20 protein-coding genes are annotated in these 23,104 nt (G+C 62.9%); 15 read left to right on the top strand and 5 right to left on the bottom strand.

Annotated features, from left to right (window positions below):
* The first annotated feature begins 115 nt into the window (after positions 1-115).
* Complete coding sequence (locus tag AC1L34_RS14980; RefSeq protein ID WP_424294834.1) at positions 116-1,477, top strand: ABC1 kinase family protein; 1,362 nt, start codon at positions 116-118, stop codon at positions 1,475-1,477.
* A 41-nt stretch (positions 1,478-1,518) separates the two neighbouring features.
* Positions 1,519-3,045, top strand: coding sequence for a cell envelope lipid trafficking protein PgfA (gene pgfA / locus AC1L34_RS14975; protein ID WP_424294814.1), 1,527 nt, complete (start codon positions 1,519-1,521; stop codon positions 3,043-3,045).
* A 21-nt stretch (positions 3,046-3,066) separates the two neighbouring features.
* On the opposite strand, the gene AC1L34_RS14970 is transcribed toward pgfA, so the two are convergent.
* The gene (locus AC1L34_RS14970) at positions 3,067-4,758 is read right to left on the bottom strand and encodes an FAD-binding dehydrogenase (protein WP_424294816.1); all 1,692 of its coding nucleotides are present in this window, start codon (positions 4,756-4,758) and stop codon (positions 3,067-3,069) included.
* A gap of 156 nt (positions 4,759-4,914) precedes the next feature.
* Here AC1L34_RS14970 and AC1L34_RS14965 point away from each other — a divergent pair, with 156 nt between their 5' ends.
* The 8 genes from AC1L34_RS14965 (at position 4,915) to AC1L34_RS14930 (ending at position 15,816) form a co-directional block, all read left to right on the top strand.
* Complete coding sequence (locus AC1L34_RS14965) at positions 4,915-5,400, top strand: MarR family winged helix-turn-helix transcriptional regulator (RefSeq protein ID WP_424321984.1); 486 nt, start codon at positions 4,915-4,917, stop codon at positions 5,398-5,400.
* Complete coding sequence (locus AC1L34_RS14960) at positions 5,397-7,007, top strand: MDR family MFS transporter (RefSeq protein ID WP_424294820.1); 1,611 nt, start codon at positions 5,397-5,399, stop codon at positions 7,005-7,007. Before AC1L34_RS14965 ends, AC1L34_RS14960 begins: the two co-directional genes overlap by 4 nt.
* A 77-nt stretch (positions 7,008-7,084) precedes the next feature.
* A complete protein-coding gene (locus AC1L34_RS14955) occupies positions 7,085-8,842 on the top strand; it encodes a long-chain-acyl-CoA synthetase (protein WP_424294821.1) in 1,758 nt (585 codons plus the stop codon).
* 281 nt (positions 8,843-9,123) lie between these two features.
* On the top strand, positions 9,124-10,077 hold the full coding sequence (locus AC1L34_RS14950) for an alpha/beta hydrolase (protein WP_424321986.1): 954 nt from the start codon (positions 9,124-9,126) through the stop codon (positions 10,075-10,077).
* Between the two features lie 176 nt (positions 10,078-10,253).
* Complete coding sequence (locus tag AC1L34_RS14945) at positions 10,254-11,249, top strand: Dyp-type peroxidase (RefSeq protein ID WP_424294828.1); 996 nt, start codon at positions 10,254-10,256, stop codon at positions 11,247-11,249.
* A 41-nt stretch (positions 11,250-11,290) separates the two neighbouring features.
* On the top strand, positions 11,291-12,088 hold the full coding sequence (locus AC1L34_RS14940) for a family 1 encapsulin nanocompartment shell protein (RefSeq protein WP_424321987.1): 798 nt from the start codon (positions 11,291-11,293) through the stop codon (positions 12,086-12,088).
* Positions 12,089-12,157: 69 nt separating this feature from the next.
* Complete coding sequence (locus AC1L34_RS14935; RefSeq protein WP_424321988.1) at positions 12,158-13,891, top strand: ABC transporter ATP-binding protein; 1,734 nt, start codon at positions 12,158-12,160, stop codon at positions 13,889-13,891.
* Positions 13,888-15,816, top strand: coding sequence for an ABC transporter ATP-binding protein (locus tag AC1L34_RS14930; RefSeq protein WP_424321989.1), 1,929 nt, complete (start codon positions 13,888-13,890; stop codon positions 15,814-15,816). Before AC1L34_RS14935 ends, AC1L34_RS14930 begins: the two co-directional genes overlap by 4 nt.
* A 75-nt stretch (positions 15,817-15,891) precedes the next feature.
* Here AC1L34_RS14930 and AC1L34_RS14925 read toward each other — a convergent pair whose 3' ends face one another.
* Positions 15,892-16,356, bottom strand: a complete 465-nt coding sequence (locus tag AC1L34_RS14925; protein ID WP_480035337.1) for a DUF1697 domain-containing protein — start codon at positions 16,354-16,356, stop codon at positions 15,892-15,894.
* A 93-nt stretch (positions 16,357-16,449) separates the two neighbouring features.
* Between AC1L34_RS14925 and rnhA the strand changes: the two genes are divergently transcribed.
* The 5 genes from rnhA to AC1L34_RS14900 all read left to right on the top strand — a co-directional run bounded on the left by rnhA (position 16,450) and on the right by AC1L34_RS14900 (position 19,395).
* Positions 16,450-16,911: a ribonuclease HI gene (gene rnhA, locus AC1L34_RS14920; protein WP_424296123.1), complete on the top strand. Its 462-nt coding sequence runs from the start codon at positions 16,450-16,452 to the stop codon at positions 16,909-16,911.
* Between the two features lie 53 nt (positions 16,912-16,964).
* On the top strand, positions 16,965-17,327 hold the full coding sequence (locus AC1L34_RS14915) for a YidH family protein (protein ID WP_424296126.1): 363 nt from the start codon (positions 16,965-16,967) through the stop codon (positions 17,325-17,327).
* Positions 17,320-17,658 carry a YidH family protein gene (locus tag AC1L34_RS14910; protein ID WP_424296127.1) on the top strand — a complete coding sequence of 113 codons (339 nt, stop codon included), beginning with the start codon at positions 17,320-17,322 and terminating at the stop codon, positions 17,656-17,658. Before AC1L34_RS14915 ends, AC1L34_RS14910 begins: the two co-directional genes overlap by 8 nt.
* A gap of 122 nt (positions 17,659-17,780) precedes the next feature.
* Complete coding sequence (locus tag AC1L34_RS14905; protein ID WP_480034869.1) at positions 17,781-17,921, top strand: hypothetical protein; 141 nt, start codon at positions 17,781-17,783, stop codon at positions 17,919-17,921.
* Complete coding sequence (locus AC1L34_RS14900) at positions 17,911-19,395, top strand: HNH endonuclease signature motif containing protein (RefSeq protein WP_480034868.1); 1,485 nt, start codon at positions 17,911-17,913, stop codon at positions 19,393-19,395. The genes AC1L34_RS14905 and AC1L34_RS14900 overlap by 11 nt, the downstream gene beginning before the upstream one ends.
* Positions 19,396-19,479: 84 nt before the next feature.
* Here the strand turns inward: AC1L34_RS14900 and AC1L34_RS14895 are convergent, their stop codons facing one another.
* The 3 genes from AC1L34_RS14895 to AC1L34_RS14885 all read right to left on the bottom strand — a co-directional run bounded on the left by AC1L34_RS14895 (position 19,480) and on the right by AC1L34_RS14885 (position 23,099).
* Positions 19,480-21,489 carry a YhgE/Pip family protein gene (locus AC1L34_RS14895; RefSeq protein WP_424323437.1) on the bottom strand — a complete coding sequence of 670 codons (2,010 nt, stop codon included), beginning with the start codon at positions 21,487-21,489 and terminating at the stop codon, positions 19,480-19,482.
* Positions 21,490-22,203, bottom strand: a complete 714-nt coding sequence (locus tag AC1L34_RS14890; protein WP_424294262.1) for a hypothetical protein — start codon at positions 22,201-22,203, stop codon at positions 21,490-21,492.
* 167 nt (positions 22,204-22,370) lie between these two features.
* On the bottom strand, positions 22,371-23,099 hold the full coding sequence (locus tag AC1L34_RS14885; RefSeq protein WP_424294263.1) for a VIT1/CCC1 transporter family protein: 729 nt from the start codon (positions 23,097-23,099) through the stop codon (positions 22,371-22,373).
* Between the last annotated feature and the right edge of the window lie 5 nt (positions 23,100-23,104).

Raw genomic sequence — 23,104 nt, 5'->3', positions numbered from 1 at the left:
CGACCATTGATCGAAAACTGTCGACGAGTGTACGCCCGGTCACGTCGGAAGCGGTCGCCACCGCAGTTTGCACCCGACCGACGGCGATAATGTCCACTACACTCGAGGAACTGTGATAACCAATGAGACCGATCCGAGTGCGCCTGCGCGCAACCGGCTTCCCCGCGTGTCGGCGGTCACCGAGGTCACGCGATTTGCCACCACCGCAGGTCAGGCCGCTTTTGGCGTGGGACGCCTGGTCACGGGCTCGGTCACCGGCATCATCCGGGGACATCGACCGAGCACCCAGTCCGTCGCGCACGAAGTCCGCTGCACCTTCGAGCGCCTCGGCCCCGCATACGTGAAGTTGGGGCAACTTATCGCTTCGAGCCCCGGAGTCTTCGGCAACACGCTGTCTTCTGAGTTCGACACGCTGCTCGACAAAGTCGCGCCCGCCAACCCCGACGAGATTCGCCGCGTATTCATTGACGACTTTGGCTCCACTCCCGAAGAGGTGTTCGCAGACTTCGACATGGACCCGATCGCGTCGGCGTCAATCGCACAGGTCCACACGGCGACGTTGAAGACCGGCGAGGAAGTTGTCGTCAAAATTCAGCGACCCGGAATTGCCGGTCGCCTCGCCCCCGACGTAGCGATCATGGAGCGCCTGGCTGGCCTGCTTGAGATTTCCGAATACGGGCGCATGCTCAGCGCCAAACACGTCGTCGAAGATTTTTCCGACGGCCTCGACTCCGAACTCGACTTCCGCAATGAAGCCGCCACCATGGTCGAGTGGTTTAACTGCCTGCAGCCCGGACCGTTTGGCGACCGCGTTCGGGTCCCAAAGGTGTACGACGAGCTCACCACGTCTCGGGTCATGACGATGGAGCGTATCTACGCCACCCGCATCGACGACATCCGCGGGGTCCGCGCCGCAGGCCACGACGGCGAGGCCCTGTGCCGCAACCTCCTGCTGTCGCTGCTCGACTCGGCATTCCACGGGGGCCTTTTCCACGGCGACCTCCACGCGGGAAATGTGTTGGTCGACGCCGACGGCAAGCTGGTGATGCTCGACTTCGGGATCGTCGGACGGTTCAATCCCCGCACCCGGCGCGTGCTGCGACAACTCGTTGTCGATCTGATTGTGAAACGGGACTTTGACGCCGCTGGCCGCGCAATATTCCTTCTCGGAGCCGTCCGCAATCCCGGCTCCACCGAGCAGGGCGGTGCCGATTTGCAGGCCCTCACGTCCCCGCTGTCGACCACCGAGATGGCCGACCTGTCTTACACAGACCTCGGCCGACAGCTCGCGGTGATCGCCAAAGCACACGACGCGCGGCTGCCTCGGGAGTTGGTGCTCGTCGGAAAACAACTGTTGTATGTAGAGAAGTACATGAAGCTGTTGGCCCCGCGGTGGAAAGCCATTTCCGATCGCGAGATCTACGGTTACATGGCTGGAATCATGAAGGAAGCGCAGCGCGACCGCCGAGCACGCTAACCCCCCGCCACACTGAACAACCTTTAGGAGACGAGAAGGATATGAAACGTGCCGCGCTGGCGTTGTTGGCCTTCCTTTCAGTCGCGTGCATCGGCGCGGCCATCGCTATCCCCACCTACCTCGTGCCGAAGCTGAAGGTGGTGCCGCTCGATCTCGACATCACGTCGATCGCGACCACCGTTCCGCTGGACGGAGATGCGGGCAACCGGTTCCCGGCCACGATTTTCGACCGCTGCTCCATCACCAAGCCCAAAGCCGCGCAGTTCACAGCGCATCTGACGCAGCAGCGGCGTTCGGTGATCGTCGACCCGTCGGACGCGAATCAGGCCACCCTGCAGTCTGGCCAGACAGTGCAGATTGATCGGACTCGAGATGCTTCGGGCAAAGAACGCGATTTGACGATGGCGTCGAGCAACGATGACCGGACCTGCGACGATGCCCTCCTCACTGCGACCGTCGACCGCGTGTCCGTCGACCGCAAGTCGTCGGCCCCGAACGGTGTGGTCAGTTCCCTTCAGCTCGAGCCAGTTCCCGAAGGCGGCAATGTCGCCGATGCCTCGGTGCAGCTCGACGACCGCAAGGGCTTCCAGTACAAGTTCGGGTTTGACGTCCAGAAGCGCGATTACTACTACTACGACACCAACACGCGTCAGGACGCGACGGCCAAGTTCGTCGACGAGAAGGAGATCGACGGCGTCAAGACGTACCACTTCGTCGCCGAGGTTCCCGAAACCGACCTGTCGAACCTTCCCGACCCGCAGGGCGAGGCCTCACTCGGCACCATGCTCGATATGCCAGCCAAGTGGTGGGGCATTAGGGGCAAGGGCGTGAAGAGCAAAGACATCATCACGATGCACCGCTTCGCCAAGGCGACCCGCCACGTGTATGTGGAACCGGTGACCGGCACCATCCTGTACGGCATGGAGGATCAGGAACAGTACTTCCGGGCGCCGGACGACGACACCGCCCCGAAAGCCGTTCAGGACTTCCGGATGGATGCGCTGAAGGCGCGGTTCGAGTGGAGCAAAGAGACGGTCGCTCAGCAGGCCGACCGCGCCAAGGGCTACGTGAACCAGCTCCGCTGGGGCGGCACCATTGTCCCGATCATTCTCGGAGTTTTGGGTGCGCTGGGCCTGCTCACGTGGGCATTCCTGATGTGGCGCGGTCGACGCGACGATACCGGCCCGGACAATCCCGATGGTGGATCGGCGATCGACGATGGGCCGCAGCCGGACGGTCCCGAGGAACACTTTGGGACCCACGAGCAAGCGCCGGATCCGCAGACAACGATTCTGCCGACGCAGATCCCGCCGACGTCCGAAGCGAATGCTAACGCCGCCGCTCCGACCGAGATGTTTGCCCAACCGGGATATGAGCAGCCGGGATATGAGCAGCCGGGTTACGCGACGAGTCCGGCCGACATGACCGATACGGAGATCTTCCGTCGACCCACTGGCGACGACGGTTTCTCCCCGTATCCCATGGCCGACCCGACGCGTCCCATGCCCGACGTCAACCGCTACGCATCACCGCCGGAGGACGACGCTCCCGGCCGCCACGAGCGGTAACGTCACTCCGGGCAGGCGGGATCAGGCTCGTTTCTGCCGCGCGACAGCACGACCCGCGGCGCGACCGGAAAAGATGCAGCCGCCAAGGAACGTGCCTTCAAGGGCGTTGTAGCCGTGAACGCCTCCGCCACCGAAGCCAGCAACCTCACCGGCGGCGTACAGGCCGTCAAAGGCGGTGCCGTCCGGGTGCATCACCTGGGAGTCGAGGTTGGTTTCCAAGCCGCCCAATGTCTTTCGGGTCAGGATGTTGAGACGAACGGCAATCAGCGGGCCCTGAGCCGGGTCGAGCAGCTTGTGCGGCTTCGCGACGCGAACGATCTTGTCGCCGATAAAACTGCGCGCATTGTGGATCGCCATCATCTGGGCATCCTTGGTGTACGAGTTGTCGATCTGGGAGTCACGAGCCGAAATGATGCGTTCCAGCGACTGCAGGTCGATATGTCCGCCGCGACCGATCTCATTCATTCCCTCGACCAGTTCGGCGAGATTGTCGCGGACCACAAAGTCGACGCCGTGCTCGGTGAACGCTGCCACCGGGCCCGGCATCCCCTTCGCGAGGCGACTCTTGGCCGCCGTGCGCAACGATTTCTCTGTGATGTCCGGGTTCTGCTCCGAGCCGGACAGGGCGAATTCCTTCTCGATGATCGACTTCGTCAACACGAACCACGAATAGTCGTAGCCGGTGTCGAGGATCGCTTTCATGCTGGCATTGGTATCGAATCCCGGAAAGTTGGGTGCGGGCAAACGGTTGCCGTCGGCGTCGAGCCACAGGGACGACGGTCCCGGGATGATGCGGATGGCGTGGTCGGACCAGATGGGATCCCAATTCTGGATGCCTTCGGTGTAGTGCCACATGCGGTCGCGGTTGACGATGTTGCCACCTGCGGCTTCGGTGATCGCCAGCATGCGGCCATCGACGTAGTCGGGGACGCCGGCGATCATGAATTTCGGGGCCGGACCAAGCCGGTCGACCGGCCAGTTTTCGCGAACCAGATCGTGGTTGTGGCCGATGCCGCCGGAGGTGACGATGACGGCCGGGGCGCGGAGTTCAAAATCGCCCGTTTCGACACGCGAACTGGGAACTCCGCGTTCGGTGGTTGACGGCTCGAGTTCACGGCCACGAACGCCGACGACCGCGCCGTCCTCAGTAATCAGTTCATCGACGCGGTGGCGAAAGGCGAACGTCACGAGTCCGCGTTTCTCGGCTTCGAGCACCGGTTCCGCGAAGACCCGGACTACCTCGGGGCCGGTGCCCCACGTCAGGTGAAAGCGCGGCACAGAATTACCGTGACCATCGGCAAAACCGCCCCCGCGTTCGGCCCACCCGACGACCGGGGTGAATCGGAGCCCCAAATCGTGGAGGTACTGACGCTTGATGGTGGACGCGAACTCGACGTACGCCCGCGCCCATTGACGCGGCCAATAGTCTTCATCTTCGCGGTCGAATCCGGCAGAACCCATCCAATCTTGGAGAGCCAGATCCGGGGAATCCTTGATTCCCATACGACGCTGCTCAGGGCTATCAACCAGGAACAATCCGCCCAGTGACCAGAAAGCCTGACCGCCAAGGTTGGCCCGGTTCTCCTGATCGACGACGATCACCTTGCGACCGGCTTGCGTCAGCTCGTATGTGGCTACCAGACCGGCTAGTCCGCCACCGACGACGATTGCGTCAGCCGCATTTTTACCGGCTCCATCTACTTGTGCGCTCACTAACCCCGACCTCTTCTAAAGATGCTGTTCGACTGTGACCGAGACTACCCCGGGGGTCGTTGTGCCCTTTGCTGGCGGAGTGCCCGAAATCTCTTAGTTGCATAGGGTAAGCAACTGGTTCTACTGTGGCCTTCTCTCATTTTGAAAGGAGTGCCCGTGATCAACGCCGATGAAGCCCGCCCGCTCGTCTCGGAAATGCTCGACATCGTCCGCGCGTTTCAAGCGGCCCGGCACCGCAATCAATCACGCGGCATCGTCAGCACCAAGTTCCGCGCCCTGAAATTGCTCCGGACCGGCGACCGTCGCACTACCGAACTCGCCGACCACCTAGCCATCTCACTGCCGGTCGCTTCGCGCACGGTTGCCGCTCTTGAAGAGGATGGCTTCGTCATCCGGCGACCCGATCCCACCGATGCGCGCGCCAGCCTGCTGTCGATCACCGATGCGGGACGCGAGCGTGCGGCCGCGCGCGACGACCAAATCACCCAACTTTTCGCCGACTCGATGAAGGACTGGGATCCGGAGCGAGCCGCGAAGGCAGCGGAGGTCTTGCGCGACCTCCACGAACACGTGATCTCCGTGATCGATGCTCTAGCCGAAACCACCGAACCCACCCCGATTGCACGAAGGGACCGCGCATGAGCACAACCGCTCCCGCTTCAGCGGCGCCGAAAACGTATTCCCATAGCGAAGTCCTTAGCGTGATGACCGGCCTGCTGGCCGCGCTCTTCACGGCAATGATCTCGACGACCATCGTGTCGACGGCACTGCCGACCATCATGGCGTCGTTGAACGGCACGCAGCGCCAATACACGTGGGTTATTACGGCCAGCTTGCTGGCCATGACCGTCAGCACCCCTATTTGGGGCAAGCTATCGGACCTCTTCAATAAGAAGGTCCTCACTCAGCTCGCGATCATCATGTTTGTCGCGGGATCGATCGCCGCGGGCTTCGCGCACGAAGTTTGGCTGATGATGGTTGCACGCGCCGTGCAGGGCCTCGCCATGGGTGGACTCATCGCCACGACGCAGTCGGTGATGGGTTCGATCGTCTCGCCTCGCGAGCGCGGCCGATACTCCGGCTACATGGGTGCCGTGATGGCCGTCGCCACCGTGTCCGGCCCGCTGCTTGGCGGCGTGATCACCGATAACTTGGGCTGGCGCTGGACCTTCTTTGTCTGCGTACCGCTGGCCATCGTCGCACTCGTGCTGCTGCAGTGGAAGCTCGACTTGCCGACCATTCGGCGCGACAACGTACGCATTGACTACCTGGGTGCCGTACTGCTGTCGATCGCAGCCGCGTTGCCAATGCTGTGGGTCACCTTCGCAGGCAGCTCCTACGACTGGCTCTCGTGGCAGACCGCTGCATTCGCCGTGGCGTTCGCCATTGCCGCGTCGTTGACGGTGTTCGTCGAACTGCGGGTCCCGGAGCCAATGCTGCCGTTGCGGGTGTTGAACAACCGCACCACGATTCTGATGATCATCGCGAGCCTCGCCGTCGGCGTCGCAATGTTCGGTCCGGGTGTCTTCCTGACGCAGTATTTCCAGCTTGGCGGCGGCTACTCGCCGACCATCGCCGGACTGATGACGTTCCCGATGATCATTTCGCAGATGCTGAGCGCCACGATCGGCGGTCAGATCGTCAGCCGCACCGGCCGGTGGAAGCCGATCATGGTGTTCGGTGCCACCGCCCTCCTGGTCGGGCTCGGCGGACTCGGCACCATCAGCCATACAACGCCCTACTGGCAGGTGGCGATCTTTATGGCGATCGCTGGCATCGGCGTCGGCGCGCTGATCCAGAACATCGTGCTTGCCGTTCAGAACACTGTGGACGTCACCGAAATTGGCGCTACGTCGGCCGCCGTCTCGTTCTTCCGGTCACTCGGCGGCGCGGTTGGCGTTTCGGTTCTCGGTGCCGTGCTCACCAACTTGGTGTTCGGGAACTTGAAAGACGCGTTGCGTGCGATGAATATCCCCGACAGCGCGATGGGGTCTGGCGGAGACACCAACCTCGACATCACAAAGCTCCCCGCGGCCATCCAGGAGGCGTTCCACCACGCCTACTCCGATGCCTTCGGTCCGGTCTTCGCGATATCGGCCGCCGTTGCGATCATCACGTTTATCGCCGTGCTGCTGACCAAGGAAGTCCCACTGCGTCTGACGATCGCGAAGGAGACCGAGCCGGTCAAGATTGTGCAGGGCACCGCAGAAGATGCCGTCGAAATCCCCGTTGGCAACGCCACTCGGTAGCTGAACGCACGAAAAGCGCCCCGCGCGAACGGGATTCCTCCAATACTTGGGCCAACCCAAGTATTGGAGGAATCTTCGTGAATGCCGCGACCACGTCCCAACCCAGCCCTATCACTTGGCGCAGCTTGGTGAAGGGGGTGGGCGGTCTGCTGCGGGATGTGCCGGTGCTGGCCAAGCAGCAGCGGTCGATGTTGACGATCAACCCGAACCGGCGATGGAGCATCGGTAAGACGTTCGCTGAATCGGCCGCCAAACATCCCGACAGCCCATTCCTGCGGACCGGGCCCACCATCTATTCGTACGGTGAGTGCAATCGTCGGGCCAACCGGTGGGCTGCGGTACTCACTGAGCGGGGCGTGCAGCGCGGCGACGCGGTGGCGATCATGGCTCACAACAGTCCCGAATGCGTCATCGCGATGCTGGCGGTGGTGAAGCTCGGTGCCGTGGCCGCGATGATCAACTACAACCAGCCGGGCGACGCCCTCAACCACAGTTTCGCTGTTCTCGTCGAAGCCAACAAGAGCACTGCCCCACTGCAAGTGCTGCACGACCCCGAATGCGGTGAATTGCTGCCCGGCATCGACACCGCGATCGCTCCCATCGAGTTCGACAGTCTCGACTCAAAGGGTGCCGCCCTCGCGAAGTCGGATCCCCGCGCCGAAGCTAACCCGGCTGCCGCGTCGCAGATTCAGGCCAACGAGCCCGCCTATTATATCTTCACGTCGGGAACCACGGGCTGGCCCAAGGCCAGCGTCATGAGCCACGGTCGCTGGCAGGTCGCGATGAATGGGTTCTCGATTGGTCTGCGCTTGCGGCCCGACGACGTCATGTTCGTGACGCTGCCCTTCTATCACAACAATGCGCTCACCATCTGCGTGTCGACGGCCATCGCGGCCGGCTCATGCCTAGCTGTGAGCCCCAAGTTCTCGGCTTCCAAATTCTGGGACCAGGCGATCGAGAACGAGGCAACCGCGTTCTGCTACATCGGCGAACTCTGCCGATACCTGTTGGCACAACCCGCCAAGCCGACCGACCGCACCCACACCATCCGACTAGCCGCGGGCAACGGTCTTCGACCAGAGATCTGGGACGAATTTGTCGATCGCTTCGGGGTGGACCGGGTTGTCGAATTTTATGCCGCCAGCGAATCGAATATCGGTTTCGTCAACGTCCTCGACCAACGGCAGACCGTCGGATTTTGCCCACTCCCGTACGCGATCGTGGCCGCCGACGAAGACACCGGGCTCCCCATCCGCGACGCGCAGGGACGTGCCGTCAAAGTGCCCAGGGGTACCCCGGGTCTGCTGCTCGGCAAGATCACCCCGATGGCCCGCATCGACGGCTACACCGATCCCGCGGCGACGGAGAAGAAGATCCTGCGCGACGCCTTCAAAAAGGGCGACGCCTACTTCAACACCGGCGACATGGTGCTCGACCAGGGCTTCCGGCATATTGCCTTCGTCGACCGCCTCGGCGACACATTCCGGTGGAAAGGCGAGAATGTCGCGACCACCGAGGTGGAAGCCGCACTCAACGCCATCGACGGCATTGACGAATCCGTCGTCTACGGGGTCACGGTGCCCGGGGCGGACGGTCGTGCCGGAATGGCCGCCCTGGTGGTCCAGGAGGGCTTCGACCCGTCACTCCTAGCCGCTGAACTCCGCAGCCGCCTTCCCGAGTACGCCGTACCGCTATATCTGCGGGTAGTGCCCGAGTTGGCGCGCACATCTACCTTCAAGAACCAACGGGTGTCCCTCCGCAACGAGGGCTACGGCGACGTTGGCCCCGACCCGGTCTACGAGCTGACTCCCAACGGATATGTGAAGTTGGCGTAGCTCCAACTACAACGCAACCGAGATAGCGAGATAAGTCACATCATTGAATGACGGTTATCAATTCGTAACTTGACCGCTGGTTTGTCCCCCAGAAACAAGTAACGACCAGCGCCAAGACTGCTCGAACCCTTTGCGGAGGCGTCCCAAGTCCGTTAACGTGACCAGTCGTGCGGGGGCACACCTGGGCCTTAAGGCCCACGCGTCGTCGACCCGATCAAAGTGCGGCGCTGGCTTCACGATGCAGCGGACGCGTGCCGCGATGAACAGACCGAAGGATTTATATGCTCAAGAGCGTTGGCAAACGCCTGACGATCGTGGCCGCCTCGCTGGCGACCCTCGTCGGAACCGCAGTCGCAGTCGCACCTCAAGCCGAGGCAGCGCCCTCGTTCGAGAACGTGTACTCGCGTGCAATGCACAAGAACGTCAAGGTGCACATCGTTTCCGGTGGCGGCGCCAACAAGCCGACCCTGTACTTGCTTGACGGTCTGCGTGCCCCGAACAACACCAGCGGTTGGCTGCAGAACACCCGCGTTGCCCAGTTCATGGCCAACAAGGGTGTCAATGTGGCGATCCCGTTCGGTGGCGGCGGCAGCTTCTACACCGACTGGGAGCAGCGCGACCCGGCTCTGGGCCTCAACAAGTGGGAAACCTTCCTGACCAAGGAACTCCCCCGCTACATGAAGACCAGGCACGGCAGCGACAACCGTCGTAACGGCATCGCCGGTCTGTCGATGTCGGGTACCGCGGCGCTGAACCTCGCTTCGCGCCACCCCCGCTTCTACGACGCTGTCGCGTCTTACAGCGGCTACCCGACCGTCACCATGCCCGGCTTCACGCAGGGCATCCAGGCTTCGGTTGCGGAAATGGGCGGCAACCCCAACAACATGTGGGGCTTCTACCCGGCTGGCGATTGGTTCGCCAACGATCCCTTCCTTTCGGCTAACAACCTCGCCGGCAAGCGCGTCTACGTCTCGTCGGGCACCGGTGTCGGCAGCAAGTACGACTCGAGCCTGACCCCCGGCAGCGGCAACTTCAACCCCACGAAGTTCGCTCAGATGGTTCCGCTCGAGGTCGCCGCATCGACCAGCTCGAACCTGTACATCGGTCGCCTGGCCACCGTGCCCGGCGTTCGCCTGACCACCCACATCTCGCCCGACGGTGCGCACTGGTGGGACTACTGGCAGGAACGTTTCCAGGAGTCTTGGTACAAGACCTTCCGTCCCGCGTTCTTCTGATCTGCAGTTTCCGCTGATCTGAACTAACCGACAATGGCCGGCACCCGAGAGGGTTGTCGGCCATTGTTGCGTTCGGAGAGCTTTAGACCAGCGTTCCCACCGGGCGTCGAGTTCACTGAAGAGCCCGGTTCGGGGCACAAACCGGGGAGTTTCCGATCTCGGGCTAGGGTGGAATCATGCCAAATTCGCAGACCATCCTCACCCGCAAGACGTCGTCCGCCGTTTTTCTCGTGTTGACGATCAACGATGGCGGCGAAGAAACGGTCCGCGACGGGCTGTCTGATCTCGTCGGCCTGGTCTCGTCAGTGGGATCCCGAGTACCCGATGCTGCCCTCACCGCGATCGTCGGCGTCGGGTCCGCCGCCTGGGACCGACTGTTCTCGGGCCCGCGCCCCAAGTCGCTGCGGCCGTTCACCGAATTGACCGGCTCCGTGCACACCGCACCCGCCACTCCCGGCGATCTCCTGCTGCACGTGAAAGCCGACCGGATGGACCTGTGCTTCGAGATCGGCCAACGCTGGACCGAGCGTCTCGGAAGTGCCGTCACCACGGTCGAAGAGGTTCACGGCTTCCGCTACTTCGACATGCGCGACCTCATCGGCTTCGTCGACGGCACTGAGAACCCAGTCGGCGACGAGGCCATCGCCGCCATCACCGTCGGCGACGAGGACCCCGACTTTGCGGGTGGCAGCTACGTCGTCACGCAGCGCTACGTCACCGATTTCGGCGCCTGGAACGCCCTCAAGGTTGAGGACCAGGAAGACGCAATAGGCCGTACCAAGCTCGAGAACATCGAGATGGACGACGACACCAAGCCCGCCAACTCCCACATCGCCCTCAACGTCGTCACCGACGACGACGGCAACGAGATCGACGTGGTCCGCGACAACATGCCTTATGGCGACATCGCCGGTAGTGGCGACAAGGGTACTTTCTACATCGCCTACTCGAGTGCGCCCGACGTCAGCGAAAAGATGCTCCACAAAATGTTCATCGGCGAACCCGAAGGCAACTACGACCGTCTCCTGGACTTCACGACCGCCGTCAGCGGCGCCCAGTTCTTTGCCCCGACCGCCGACTTCTTGGAAGACCCCCCGGCCGCGCCAGCAGCCGCCTCCGACACGTTCAACTCGGTGCCCGACGGCTCGCTCGGCATCGGCGCACTCCGGTAATCCGGCACAATTTCACCAACACCCTCGAGTTAGGAATCACGATGAATAATCTGCACCGCGAACTCGCCCCCATCTCCAGCGCCGCCTGGGCCGAAATCGAGGAAGAAGCGTCGCGCTCGTTTAAGCGCAATATCGCTGGTCGTCGCCTGGTCGACGTGAAGGGCCCGCTCGGTCTCGACGTCGATTCGGTGACCCGCGGCCGTCGCACCAAGATTGATTCGCCTGCCGACGGCATCCAAGCATTTATCCGCCACACCCAGCCTCTCGTGGAACTGAAGGTGCCATTCACGGTGACCCGCGAGGCCATCGACAACGTCGACCGCGGTGCATCCGACTCCGACTGGGATCCGGTGGTCCGCGCCGCCGCAGAGTTGGCCTTGGCCGAGGACCGAGCGATCTTCGCTGGCTACCAGGCCGCCCAGATCACCGGTATCGCCGAAGAATCCGGGGTCGGTGCCGTTTCCCTGCCCGACGACGTCCGCGACTACCCGGAAGCCATCAGCCAGGCCATCAGCAAGCTTCGACTGTCGTCGGTCGACGGCCCGTACTCCCTGGCGCTTTCGGCCGAGCTGTACACCCAGGTCAACGAGACGTCCGACCACGGCAACCCGGTCCGCGATCACCTGCGCCGGATCCTCGTCGACGGTGACATCGTTTGGGCCCCGGCCATTACCGGCGGCTTCCTGCTCAGCACACGCGGCGGCGACTTCGAGCTAACCATCGGGCAAGACGTCTCCATCGGCTACGACTCGCACGACGCCGACACCGTGAACCTGTACTTCTTCGAGTCGTTCACGTACCTCACGTACAGCGCAGAGGCGGCCGTCGCACTGACCTAGGTAGGCAGGGTCGCCCTGACCTAAAAATCGAGAGGGCACAAGTGCCCGACCGCACGTAGGGTGGAATCCGTGCTGATACGCCTACTGCGGACTTATGTGCTCCGCTATCGCGGCCACGTCATCGCGGTGGTTTGCTTCCAGTTGGTTGCAACCATCGCGATGCTGTACTTGCCGACCCTGAACGCCGACATCATCGACTACGGCGTGGCCCGCGGCGACACCGGTTACATCCTGTCGACCGGCGGTTGGATGCTGCTGATCTCGTTCGCGCAAATCATCTGCTCGGTCGCCGCGATGTATTTCGGATCGCAGGCTGCGCTCGGTGGTGGCCGCGATATGCGGCACGACCTGTTGCACCGCGTGAACGGGTTCTCGACCCGCGAGGTTGGCCGCTTCGGGGCACCGTCGCTCATCACTCGCACCACCAACGACGTCCAGCAGGTTCAGTTGCTGGCCGTGATGGCGATGTCGATCGTGGTGACTGCGCCAATCATGGGCATCGGCGGCATCATCATGGGCATCAAGGTGGCCGCACCCATCTCGTGGGTGCTGGTGGTTGCCGTCCCGATCCTCGGGATCGTGATGGGCCTGATCATCGCGCGCATGGTTCCCGGTTTCCGCGCCATGCAGTCGCGCATCGACGACGTGAACCGGGTGATGCGCGAGCAGATTACCGGCATTCGCGTGGTCCGCGCCTTTGTTCGGGAACGGCACGAGGCCGAACGCTTCGAGGTCGCGAATACCTCGCTTGCCGATGCGACGCTCCGCGTTGGTCGCATGATGGCGCTGATGTTCCCGATGGTCATGTTGATTACCAACGTGACGCTGGTGGCTGTCCTGTGGTTCGGTTCGCACGCGGTCAGCGACGGCACCGTCGAAATTGGTGCCCTGACCGCGATGATCACCTACGTCATGCAGATCATGATGTCGGTGATGATGGCGTCGTTCCTGACGATGATGGCCCCGCGCGCCAGCATTTGCGCCGACCGCATCTGCGAGGTCCTCGATACCGAAACCTCCGTTACCGCCCCCGAAAATCCGCAGCCGATTGCCGGCGACCCAGCGGTTCTCGCACTCACCGACGTTGAGTTCGCGTATCCGGGTGCTGCCGAACCGGTGCTGTCGGACATCACGTTCACCACCGCGCCCGGCACCACAACCGCCATCGTCGGATCCACCGGTTCCGGTAAGACGACCCTGATCAACATGTTGCCCCGCATGCTCGACGTGACCGGCGGTGCCATCACGCTCGGCGGCACCGACTTGCGCGACGCCGACCCCGACGCGCTGCGGAAAAACTTCGGGCTCGTCCCGCAGCGCCCCTATCTGTTCTCCGGCACCGTCGAAAGCAACCTTCGCACCGGCAAGCCCAACGCCACCGAGGACGAAATGTGGGAGGCCCTAACGATTGCGCAGGCCGCCGACTTCGTTCGCGCCATGCCCGACGGCCTCCAAACTGAGATCGCGCAGGGCGGCACCACCGTTTCCGGTGGTCAGCGGCAGCGTTTGGCGATTGCCCGTGCGCTAATCCGGAGACCGTCGGTGTACCTGTTCGACGATTCGTTCTCAGCGCTCGATCTGCAAACCGATGCGCGCCTGCGTGAGGCACTGATCCCGGCGACCCGCGACGCGGCGGTCATCATCGTCGCGCAACGAATTTCCACCATCACTTCGGCCGACCAAATCATCGTCCTCGACCGCGGCACCATCACCGGCCTCGGAACGCACGAGGAGTTACTGAAGTCGTGTCCCACCTACGCTGAGATCGCCGAATCGCAGCTGGCGATCGGAGCCGGAGCATGACGCGCGGAGGCCCGCCGGGTGCAACACCAGCCTTGGAGAAGGCGAAGTCGTTCAAGCCGTCACTGAAGCGGCTGGTCGCGCAACTCGGTGACCACCGCGGCAAGATGATCGTCATTCTCGGCTCGATGATCGGGTCTGTCGCCCTGACCGCGTACGCACCGCGCGTCCTTGGCGACGCGACCGATGAACTGTTCTCCGGTGTCATTGGCTCGCGGCTCCCCGCCGGAATCAGTAAGGAGCAGGCCGTCGACGCATTGCGCGCCAAAGGCCAGGGCACCTTCGCCGACATGGTGTCGTCGATGGACCTCGTCCCCGGACAGGGCGTCGATTTTGGTGCCATCAGTCGAATCCTGCTCACCGTTCTCGCGCTGTACGTCGGGTCCGCAATCCTCGGCTGGCTCGGTGCGTACCTGCTGAACATTGTGGTTGTCAGCACTGTTACCAAGCTTCGTTCGCAGGTGGAGGCGAAAATCCACCGGCTGCCGCTGTCGTTCTACGATGCGTCGGCCCGTGGCGACCTCCTGAGCCGCGTCACCAACGACCTCGACAACCTGTCGCAGTCGTTGCAGCAGACCATCAGCCAATTGGTGAACTCGCTGATCATGGTGATCGCCATCCTGGCGATGATGCTGACGATTTCGCCGCTGCTGTCGTTGATCGCCCTCGCGACGATTCCGCTCGCCGGAGTTGCGACCGCACTGATCGCGAAACGCTCGAAGCCGCATTTCATCAATCAGTGGAAGACCACCGGCACGCTGAACGCGCAGATCGAAGAGGCGTTCACCGGGCATGAACTGGTGACGGCATTCGGTCGGCGCTCCGAGGTGGAGGGCGTTTTCGACGAACAGAACGAGAAGCTGTACACGTCGTCGTGGCGGGCCCAGTTCATCTCGGGCATCGTGATGCCGACGATCATGTTCCTCGGCAACCTGAACTATGTGGCCGTTGCCGTTGTCGGTGGTTTGCGCGTCGCTTCGGGCCAGTTGAGCTTGGGCGAAGTCCAGGCGTTCATCCAGTACTCGCGGCAATTCACCCAACCGCTGACCCAGATCGGGTCGATGTTCAACCTGATGCAGAGCGGTGTCGCCTCGGCCGAGCGCATCTTTGATGTACTCGACGAGGACGAGGAACGTCCCGACCCTGACCATCCGATGACACCTGCCGCCGACACTGGACACATCCGTTTCGACGACGTGTCGTTCCGCTACGTTGACGACCGTCCCCTGATTGAGCATCTGTCCCTCGAGGCCAACCCGGGCGACATGATTGCGATCGTGGGACCGACCGGTGCGGGCAAGACCACGCTGGTAAACCTGATCATGCGGTTCTATGAGCTCGATAGCGGTGCCATCTTTGTCGACGGCGTCGATGCTGCCGAGATGACCCGAGATGATCTGCGTGAACGCACCGGCATGGTGCTGCAAGATTCGTGGCTGTTCGGCGGCACGATTTACGAGAACATCGCCTACGGCGATCCGACGGCGAGCCGCGAGGATGTGCTTGCCGCAGCGCGCATCAGTCACGTCGACCACTTCGTTCGAACGCTACCGGACGGTTACGACACGATCATCGACGATGAGGGCGGCGGGGTGAGTGCTGGCGAGCGTCAGCTCATCACGATCGCGCGTGCATTCCTCGCCAAGCCGACCATCCTGATCCTCGACGAGGCCACGAGTTCGGTCGATACCCGCACCGAACTGCTGATCAGTAAGGCGATGGCGAATCTCAGCGCCGGTCGGACCAGCTTTGTTATTGCGCACCGCCTGTCGACCATTCGCAACGCCGATCTGATTGTCGTGATGGAAGACGGTCACATTGTGGAGCAGGGAACCCACGACAGCCTCCTGATGGAGAAGGGCGCCTACTTCCGCCTCTACAACGCCCAGTTCACCGCCCCCGCGGAGGACATCGACGCCCCGGTGTAGTGGCTGGGGCGATCGCGTTGAATTTGCTACCGCGAATGTGCCAAATTCAACGCGCTGCGGTCCCGTGAATGCACGTCAGCAGGCCAACTCCACCAGCTTGGCCGACGTGCGCAGGTTGCGGCCCGTGCCGGTAACCCCCAGCGCCTTGGCGATGCGGGCCGGCGTCAGCTTCGTGGTGCCTGCACCGTCGGGATAGTTGATGTGCAGGTTGTTGCCGATTATCTGTAACTGTTCACCGCCGCCAAAGTCGGTGGCGCAGAAAGCTTCTGCCGCCGCGGGGTCGGGGGTGCCGGCCAAGAAGTACAGGTGCCCGTGCGGGGCGTCGCCGAACGGGTAGTCGTTCAGGGCCTGTGCGATCTCCGCTGGAGTCCGGCTGATCGCCTCGCGGACATAACCGAATTCGTCGGTGAGCGCTTGTTCTAGTGCACGGTCGAAGGCGTCGGGATTGCCCGGCGGCGTGCACAGCAGGTTCCCGGACGCGATGTAGGTGCTGACATCGACGGCACCGAGTTCGGCTGCGATCTCGCGAAGCCGAGCCATCGGCAGCTTGGCACCGCCAACATTCACGGCGCGGATCAGGATGATGCGGGCAGCAGACAAGGTTCAAACTCCCTACCGGTAGCGTTGACCGTCATGAGTGACGCCGGAACCCCTTCGAAGATAGTGGAGATCTCAACCGACGGCGCCTGCCTGGGCAATCCCGGTCCCGGAGGTTGGGGTGCCGTGCTGCGCTACGGGGAAATCGAAAAGGAAATCTCTGGCAGCGAACCCAATTCCACCAACAACCGGATGGAGCTGACCGCCGCGATCGAGGCCCTGAAGCTCCTGACGCGACCATCGACCGTCGTGCTTTATACCGATTCCAGCTACGTGAAAAACGGCATCACCCAGTGGGTCGCCGGATGGCAGCGCAACGGCTGGAAGACCGCAAACAAGAAGCCGGTAAAGAACGCCGACCTGTGGCAAGAACTCGTTGCTGCCGAAGATCGACACACCGTGGAATGGCGGTGGGTCAAGGGTCACGCGGGCGACAAGTACAACGAGATCGCCGATACCCTCGCCACAACGGCTGCCAAGGAACTCCGCGACCGTTGAGGCCTGCGTAATATCCCGAGGGACGATATTCGTCGCCCGAATGGAGATGACACGTGGCAGAGCGCTGGCCGAAATGGGTTTACGGCGTGGGCGAAGAACCCGATGCCCGATTCTCGATGGCGAACGAGCGCACCCTGCTCGCCGCTTTGCGCACCGCCCTCGCTTTCATGGCTGCGGGCGTGGCCCTGCACATTGCCACCGAGTCCACGGGTGAGCGAATCTGGTCGTACATTGCGATGGGCGTGGTCCTGGTCGGTCTGCTAGCCGCGGGGGCGGCCTTCCCCCGCTGGGCGAAGTCCGAGCGGGCGCTCCGCACCAATCAACCGCTACCTCCCGCTTCACCGGCACTGTTGCTGGCGGTAGGCCTGGTGGTCGCAGGCATCGTGGTACTGGTCGGGGTAGCGCTCGTTGCCTGATACCAAGGACTTCCTGTTCGACGAAGGCGCGCAAAACGAGCGCACTCGTCTCGCCTGGACGCGGATGGCATTGGCTTTCATGGCTGGCTCAGCCCTACTCTTCCGGGCTGTTCCGACCGCTCCGAATCCGACACTCGCCGCCCTACCCGCAGCGATATGTCTGACGCTGGGAGCAATTCTCTTCTTCGCCAGCTTCCACCGCTACAACCGGAACCAACGCGCCCTCAAACACCACGAGCACCCCATGCCGGATGGTGTGATGGCCGGTATCGCCTGTGCGGTATCCGTCGGCGGCGGGATCATCGCGACCGTGCTCGTCGTGATCTCGTAGCAGTCGATTTACCCAGGTCAGCCAGTCTTCACCTCGATTCACGCAGCAGTGAGCATAATTGTCAGACCCCGAAACTAGTATCGAACGTACATTCGATTTAGTGATTCGAAGGGAACAATCTGATGACCACTCGCACCACCGCCGGCCGGCCAGCTTCAACGGTTACCGTGCGCGACGATCAGATCGTTATCCGCATCGCCCGCCCCACCCCGGCCGCGACCGGTGAGGGGTTCGGCGGCCGCCTCTGGGGTGGTGCGCGATAACCGTGCGGATCGGTTAGCGTTTGCTGCGCGGGTGGATTCTTTTGCCGGGGTGGTGATGTGGCATCGCTACGCCGAGATCTACTCGCTGCTGCAAGAGCAGTGCGCCGTGGCCGAGGCCGATCCGGCTTCGGATGTGTTTGGTCGGGTTTACGATCCGCTGTGCAAGGTCGCGGCCTCGTACGCGGCGGCTGCCGGGGTGCGCCAGTGCACCGCTGAGCGGTTTGTGGAGCGCGCAGTGGCGTGCGCTGAGCGGATTCCGGCCGTGGGTGGTTTGCTGCGCGACGGCTTGATCCCGGATGCGTGGTTTGCGCGTGTGGTGGAGCAAACCTCATTGGTCGATGATCTTGGGCTGTTGGCGTTGATTGATGCTGAGATTGCTTACCGGTTGGCGCATGTGGGTGGGTTGTCGGCGGCGCGGGTGGAGGCGGTGGTGGCTGCGGTGGTCGCCGAACACGACCCGGATGCGGTCACCCTGACTCGTGAGCAGGTGCGGGCGTACAAGAAGGTGATGGTTAACCCGCTTAACGAGGGGATGTCGGAGTTGATTGTCACGGCCTCGGCCGAGGATGTGCGGTTGGCGAAACAAACCCTGGATGCGGTGATTGCTGGGGTGTGCCCGAAAGACCCCCGGACCAAGCAGGTTCGGCGTTCGGATGCGGCGATGGCCCGCCTGAACGGCACCGCGTTCACTTGCCAGTGCGGGAGTGATGATTGCGCCGCTGAACTGTCGGCGGAGCAGATCGGGGCCCGGTGTGCTCGGGTGGTGCTGCATGTGGTGGTGCGGGAGGAAACCCTTGACGGCACCGCCGACACCCCGGCCGTGCTCGATGGGTTCGGCCCGATCTCGGCCGAGCACGTCCGCGAAATCGCCGACCGCCCCGACACCGTCGCCCGTGACCTGGATTTGGGCGATCTGCTCGATCACCAGGCCCAGCCGGGCAACCAGTACCGCCCCACCGCCACCCTCGACACGGTTCTGCGTGCCCTGTTTGGGACCTGCACCTGGCCCGGCTGCACCGAACCGGCATTTGCTACCGACCTGGACCATGTGTGCGAATACAACCACGACGATCCGGCCGCCGGTGGCCCGACGTGCTTGTGCAACCTCAACCCCAAGTGCCGTTTTCATCACGGGTTGAAGACCTGCGCCGAAGGCTGGATCGATGATCAGATCGTTGACGCCCACGGCGTGATCTGGACCGAAGTGAGCACCCCGGAAGGGTTCACCGTGCGCCAGCAGGCCCTCAACACGTGGCTGCTGCCCGAAGCGGGGTTGATCCCATGCCAGCACGCCCCGATCGGCGCCGGGGCGACACGCCCGGAATCCGGACACGCCGAGAACAACCCTCGACGCGCGAAGTCCCGCACCGAAGCTAAGCACGCTTACCGCATGGCCCGCCGGGCAGCGAACCGCCGCATCCGCGAGCAGGAGGCAGCCCGGACGTCGCCACAGGAAGGCACTCCGCCGTTCTGACCATGCCCCGACGACACGCCGAACAAGCCGACACGCCGTGGTCGACCCGAATCTCAGCAGAAGTCCGGCGCCGCGACCGTCCGATCACACTTCGATCGGCGGGAACAACTGGTCCATTCGGTATTGCCGGTTTCGTCTCGCCGCCCAGGAACTAATCGCGATCGAGGCTGCGGCTATCGCGGCCAGCACCGCGACCGCCACCCACAGGCGTTCATCGACGCCGCCGCTCACTAGCTGCCGCAGGCCGGTTACCGAGTAGCTCATCGGATCGTAGGGGTGGAACCACTGGGCCGGTTTCGCGGTCGTTTCCACCGGGTAGATGCCTCCGGAGGCGACAATCTGCACCATGAGGAACGCCAACGACAGCACGCGGCCCACGGCCGGGCCAAGCAGTGCGTTGAACATTTGGACGATCGCGAGGAATGTCCCCGCAACCAACAACATAAACGCGATCATCCCTATCGGATGGGCCGCGTTGAGCCCGACGGCAAAGTGTGCGACGACAAACATGACGACTACCTGCGCGACCGTAATTAGCACCGCAGGCCAGTACGATGCCAAGACCGAACGAAGGCCACCGAGCCCCCCGATCACCGGTCGCATCTGCAGCGGCTTCAGCATCATCCAAATGATGACGACACCAATGAACATCGCCAACGACAGGAAGAACGGGGCGAATCCGGTACCAAAATTGGGGGCGGCATTCTGGTTGAAGGTACTGAGGGCCACAGGCTGAGAAAGGTTCGCGGCCGTCTGCTGCCGCTGACTTTCACCACCAAAATTCGGGATTTGCTTCACTCCGTCGGTGAGACCGGTAGCGAGTTTGTCCGCACCAGCCGACAGTTCGGGAGTGCCGGCGGCGAGTTGCCCCGCCCCCGTCGCCAACCGCTGACTGCCGTCGGTGAGTTGCACCAGCCCGTCATGAAGTTCCGCGGCACCGTTCTGCAGTTGATTCGCTCCATCACGCAACTGCCCCACCTGGTCGGCGAGGCCACCGTTCTCGAGCATCACCAGCGTGTTTCGGAGGGACGAATTCTTGTCACCCAACTGGGCAGACAGAGCCGCCGACTGAGTCGCAAGACTGTTGGCTTTGGCGGTGGTCGCCGGATCGACACCCTGCGTCCGGAGAAAACTCTGAACCGGAGCCAACGAATCGGCGAGGGCCCGCATCGCCGGATCACCACTGGCTCGCATCCGCGAAACCGCCTGCGACAGCGCCTGATCCGCCTGCGACTGTCCGGCACCGGCGGCAGTGACGACGCCGAGAACGTCGGAAAGGTTCGCAGTCAGGGCGGCCACGTCGTTCGCATACTGCGAAGGTTTGACGCCCGACGACTGCACGCTGTTGAGCACACCCATCAACGGCCCGGTGGCGGTGTTGATACCGGAGGCCAACTGCGCGGTGCCGTCGGCCAACTGGGCTGATCCGTCGCGGGCGGTCACCATGTTGTCGGCCAACTCCTTCGAGCCCGCCGCCAACTGCTGGGCACCGTTGTCGACCTGGTGAACACCGGCGGCAAGCTGGTTCGAACCGTCGGCGGCCTGCTTGAGTCCGTCGCCCGCCGAGACGAGGCCAACCAAAACTTGATCGACGGCCTGCTGCCCGATGGAGTTGTTGAGCGCATCGGTGACACGCGACGCGGCAGTCTGACCGATGATGCCCGCGAGATAGTTATTCGCATCGTTGAAGGCGAACTCGATCTTCGCCTTGTGTGGGTCGGATCCGGTCGCCGAGGCAATCGACGAACTGAAGTCCTTCGGGATGGTGATTGTGAAGTAGTACTTGCCGTGGGCGAGCCCGTCTGCCGCTTCGGCGGCCGAGGTCTCATGCAAATCAAGTTCACCCGCGCCGAGCAGTTCCGCGTTCACCCGCTCGCCGGCATTGAGTGTTTGTCCGTTGGCCTGCACCGCCTGGTCTTGGTTGACGATCGCCACCGGAACTTTCGAGACCTCGTCGAAGGGGTTCCAGAACACCCACAGGTACATGGCGCCGTACAGCAGCGGCATCAGTACGACCGTCAAGATCGCGATGCGGGGCATCGCGCCTTTGGAATAGCGTTTCAGCTCGGTACCGAGCGACATTCCGGCCAGCATCTACTTCTCCTCGGATCCAGCATCGACCGTGCTGGTAAGCATGGATGGGACGTCGATGAGGGTGCGGTACCCGAGCGCGGCGTCGACGTGGTTGACCGTGGTTGTCACGACCGTCTGCGACTGTCCCAGCGCAACAAGGCGATTCACCAGGAAGCGGTGGTCGTCGTGGCTGGCAACCTGGTCAATGCTGCCGACGACGAGCAGTGGTCGCGGCTGCGAGTTCGCGAGAGCCACGCGCAGGAGCAGGCCATCGAGTTCAGGAAGTTCTTCGACGTAGGTTCCCAAGTCCGGTAGCGGTCGATCACCAAAAACGGGGTGGCAGATACGTTCCAAGTCGGTCTGCGTGGCCTTGCGAATGACGCGGTACCACCGGGCATCCCAGCGAATCTTTTCAGTCAAAAGGTCGACAACGCGAACCGAGGCATACACATCGTCGAGGTCGGGCACGCCCGCAAGGGACGCGCAGTCGAAGATCGCGCGGGCGTTGGTTCGGCCAAAGACATCAATGGTCCCGGTCTTCGCTTTCATGCGCCCGGAAAGCGTCATCACCAGCGCGGTGCGCGGCGGACCGGCCTCAGCGCGCAGAATGGTGAGTCCGCTGGCGGGAATGTCGAGGTCGAGTGGCCCAAACACCGGACCCCACGGACCTGTTTGGGTGATTCCGCGAGCGACGACGGCGAGCGGCTGTGCCGCTGGGACAAGACTGTCGGTCATGAAATAGGAGAGTAGACCCGGAGGGCAGCAGAATTCAGGCCCCACCCCCGCATTGAGATAACGTCTGTTATCAGATCGGTTTGTGACAGCACCCACTGCGGAGGTCAGCGAATTACCCCGTCCACATGCAGTTTGGTGCGCTCTGTCCGATTAGGACCGATATCGACCTACATCAGCAAGTCGCCGAGATAGTAAGTCAAAGTCAGCATGCCGATGCCCATGCAGAGGCCCCGAACGATCGCGAAGGGCACCCGATAGTGGCCGCGCACCGAGAAAGCGATCGCAGTGATGGTCAGCGAGATCCCCGCGATGGTCATCGTCAACCAAATCCGGAAGTCCAAGGGCACGAAGTACTGCATCGCAATCGGCAGTGCGGCACCGAGGAGAAAAGTCAGGCCCGCGACGAGCGCGCCGCTCACCACTTGGCGCGGGGTCACCGGATCCTCAATGCCATATTCCAGCGCGAGTTGGATATCGAGGGCCTCGTCGTCAGAGAGTTCCGCTGACATCTGGCGTGCCGTGTCCGGGGATACTCCTTTATCTTCAAACCACTCGATCAATTCCTGGACCTGACCGGCGCGGTCGGTCATCAGCAGGCGCTCCTCACGGGCCACGGCATCCTGCTCCTGCTCGTAACCGTTCCACTCTTGGTTCAGTTGCACCGACAGTGTCGAGAGGGTGCCGACCGCCGCGGTAATCACGAGGACCGTGTACGACGTTTGGACACCAATCTCGGCACCAGCCAAACCGAGACTCGTGCCGGCGATCGTCAGAATCCCATCGTTGGCGTCGGAGAGCCGGTCCCGGATATCCGCGGGTTCGTACCTCCGCAGCCAGCGGCGAACCGGATTGCGCCTTGCGGCGTGCGCCCAAAAGCTGGTCCCCTCTTGCCCCATGAATG

The sequence above is a fragment of the Gordonia sp. 34D genome, assembly GCF_056682775.1.
The sequence above is the reverse complement of the archived record's forward strand: the minus strand, read 5'-3'. Positions and strand labels throughout refer to the sequence as shown.

Bases quoted from the DNA above. Each gene is read 5' to 3' on its own strand.
- pgfA (WP_424294814.1), top strand. From the start codon at position 1,519: ATGAAACGTGCCGCGCTGGCGTTGTTGGCCTTCCTTTCAGTCGCGTGC.
- AC1L34_RS14960 (WP_424294820.1), top strand. From the start codon at position 5,397: ATGAGCACAACCGCTCCCGCTTCAGCGGCGCCGAAAACGTATTCCCAT.
- AC1L34_RS14950 (WP_424321986.1), top strand. From the start codon at position 9,124: ATGCTCAAGAGCGTTGGCAAACGCCTGACGATCGTGGCCGCCTCGCTG.
- AC1L34_RS14945 (WP_424294828.1), top strand. From the start codon at position 10,254: ATGCCAAATTCGCAGACCATCCTCACCCGCAAGACGTCGTCCGCCGTT.
- AC1L34_RS14940 (WP_424321987.1), top strand. From the start codon at position 11,291: ATGAATAATCTGCACCGCGAACTCGCCCCCATCTCCAGCGCCGCCTGG.
- AC1L34_RS14930 (WP_424321989.1), top strand. From the start codon at position 13,888: ATGACGCGCGGAGGCCCGCCGGGTGCAACACCAGCCTTGGAGAAGGCG.
- AC1L34_RS14925 (WP_480035337.1), bottom strand. From the start codon at position 16,356: ATGGCTCGGCTTCGCGAGATCGCAGCCGAACTCGGTGCCGTCGATGTC.
- rnhA (WP_424296123.1), top strand. From the start codon at position 16,450: ATGAGTGACGCCGGAACCCCTTCGAAGATAGTGGAGATCTCAACCGAC.
- AC1L34_RS14905 (WP_480034869.1), top strand. From the start codon at position 17,781: ATGACCACTCGCACCACCGCCGGCCGGCCAGCTTCAACGGTTACCGTG.
- AC1L34_RS14895 (WP_424323437.1), bottom strand. From the start codon at position 21,489: ATGCTGGCCGGAATGTCGCTCGGTACCGAGCTGAAACGCTATTCCAAA.
- AC1L34_RS14890 (WP_424294262.1), bottom strand. From the start codon at position 22,203: ATGACCGACAGTCTTGTCCCAGCGGCACAGCCGCTCGCCGTCGTCGCT.
- AC1L34_RS14885 (WP_424294263.1), bottom strand. From the start codon at position 23,099: ATGGGGCAAGAGGGGACCAGCTTTTGGGCGCACGCCGCAAGGCGCAAT.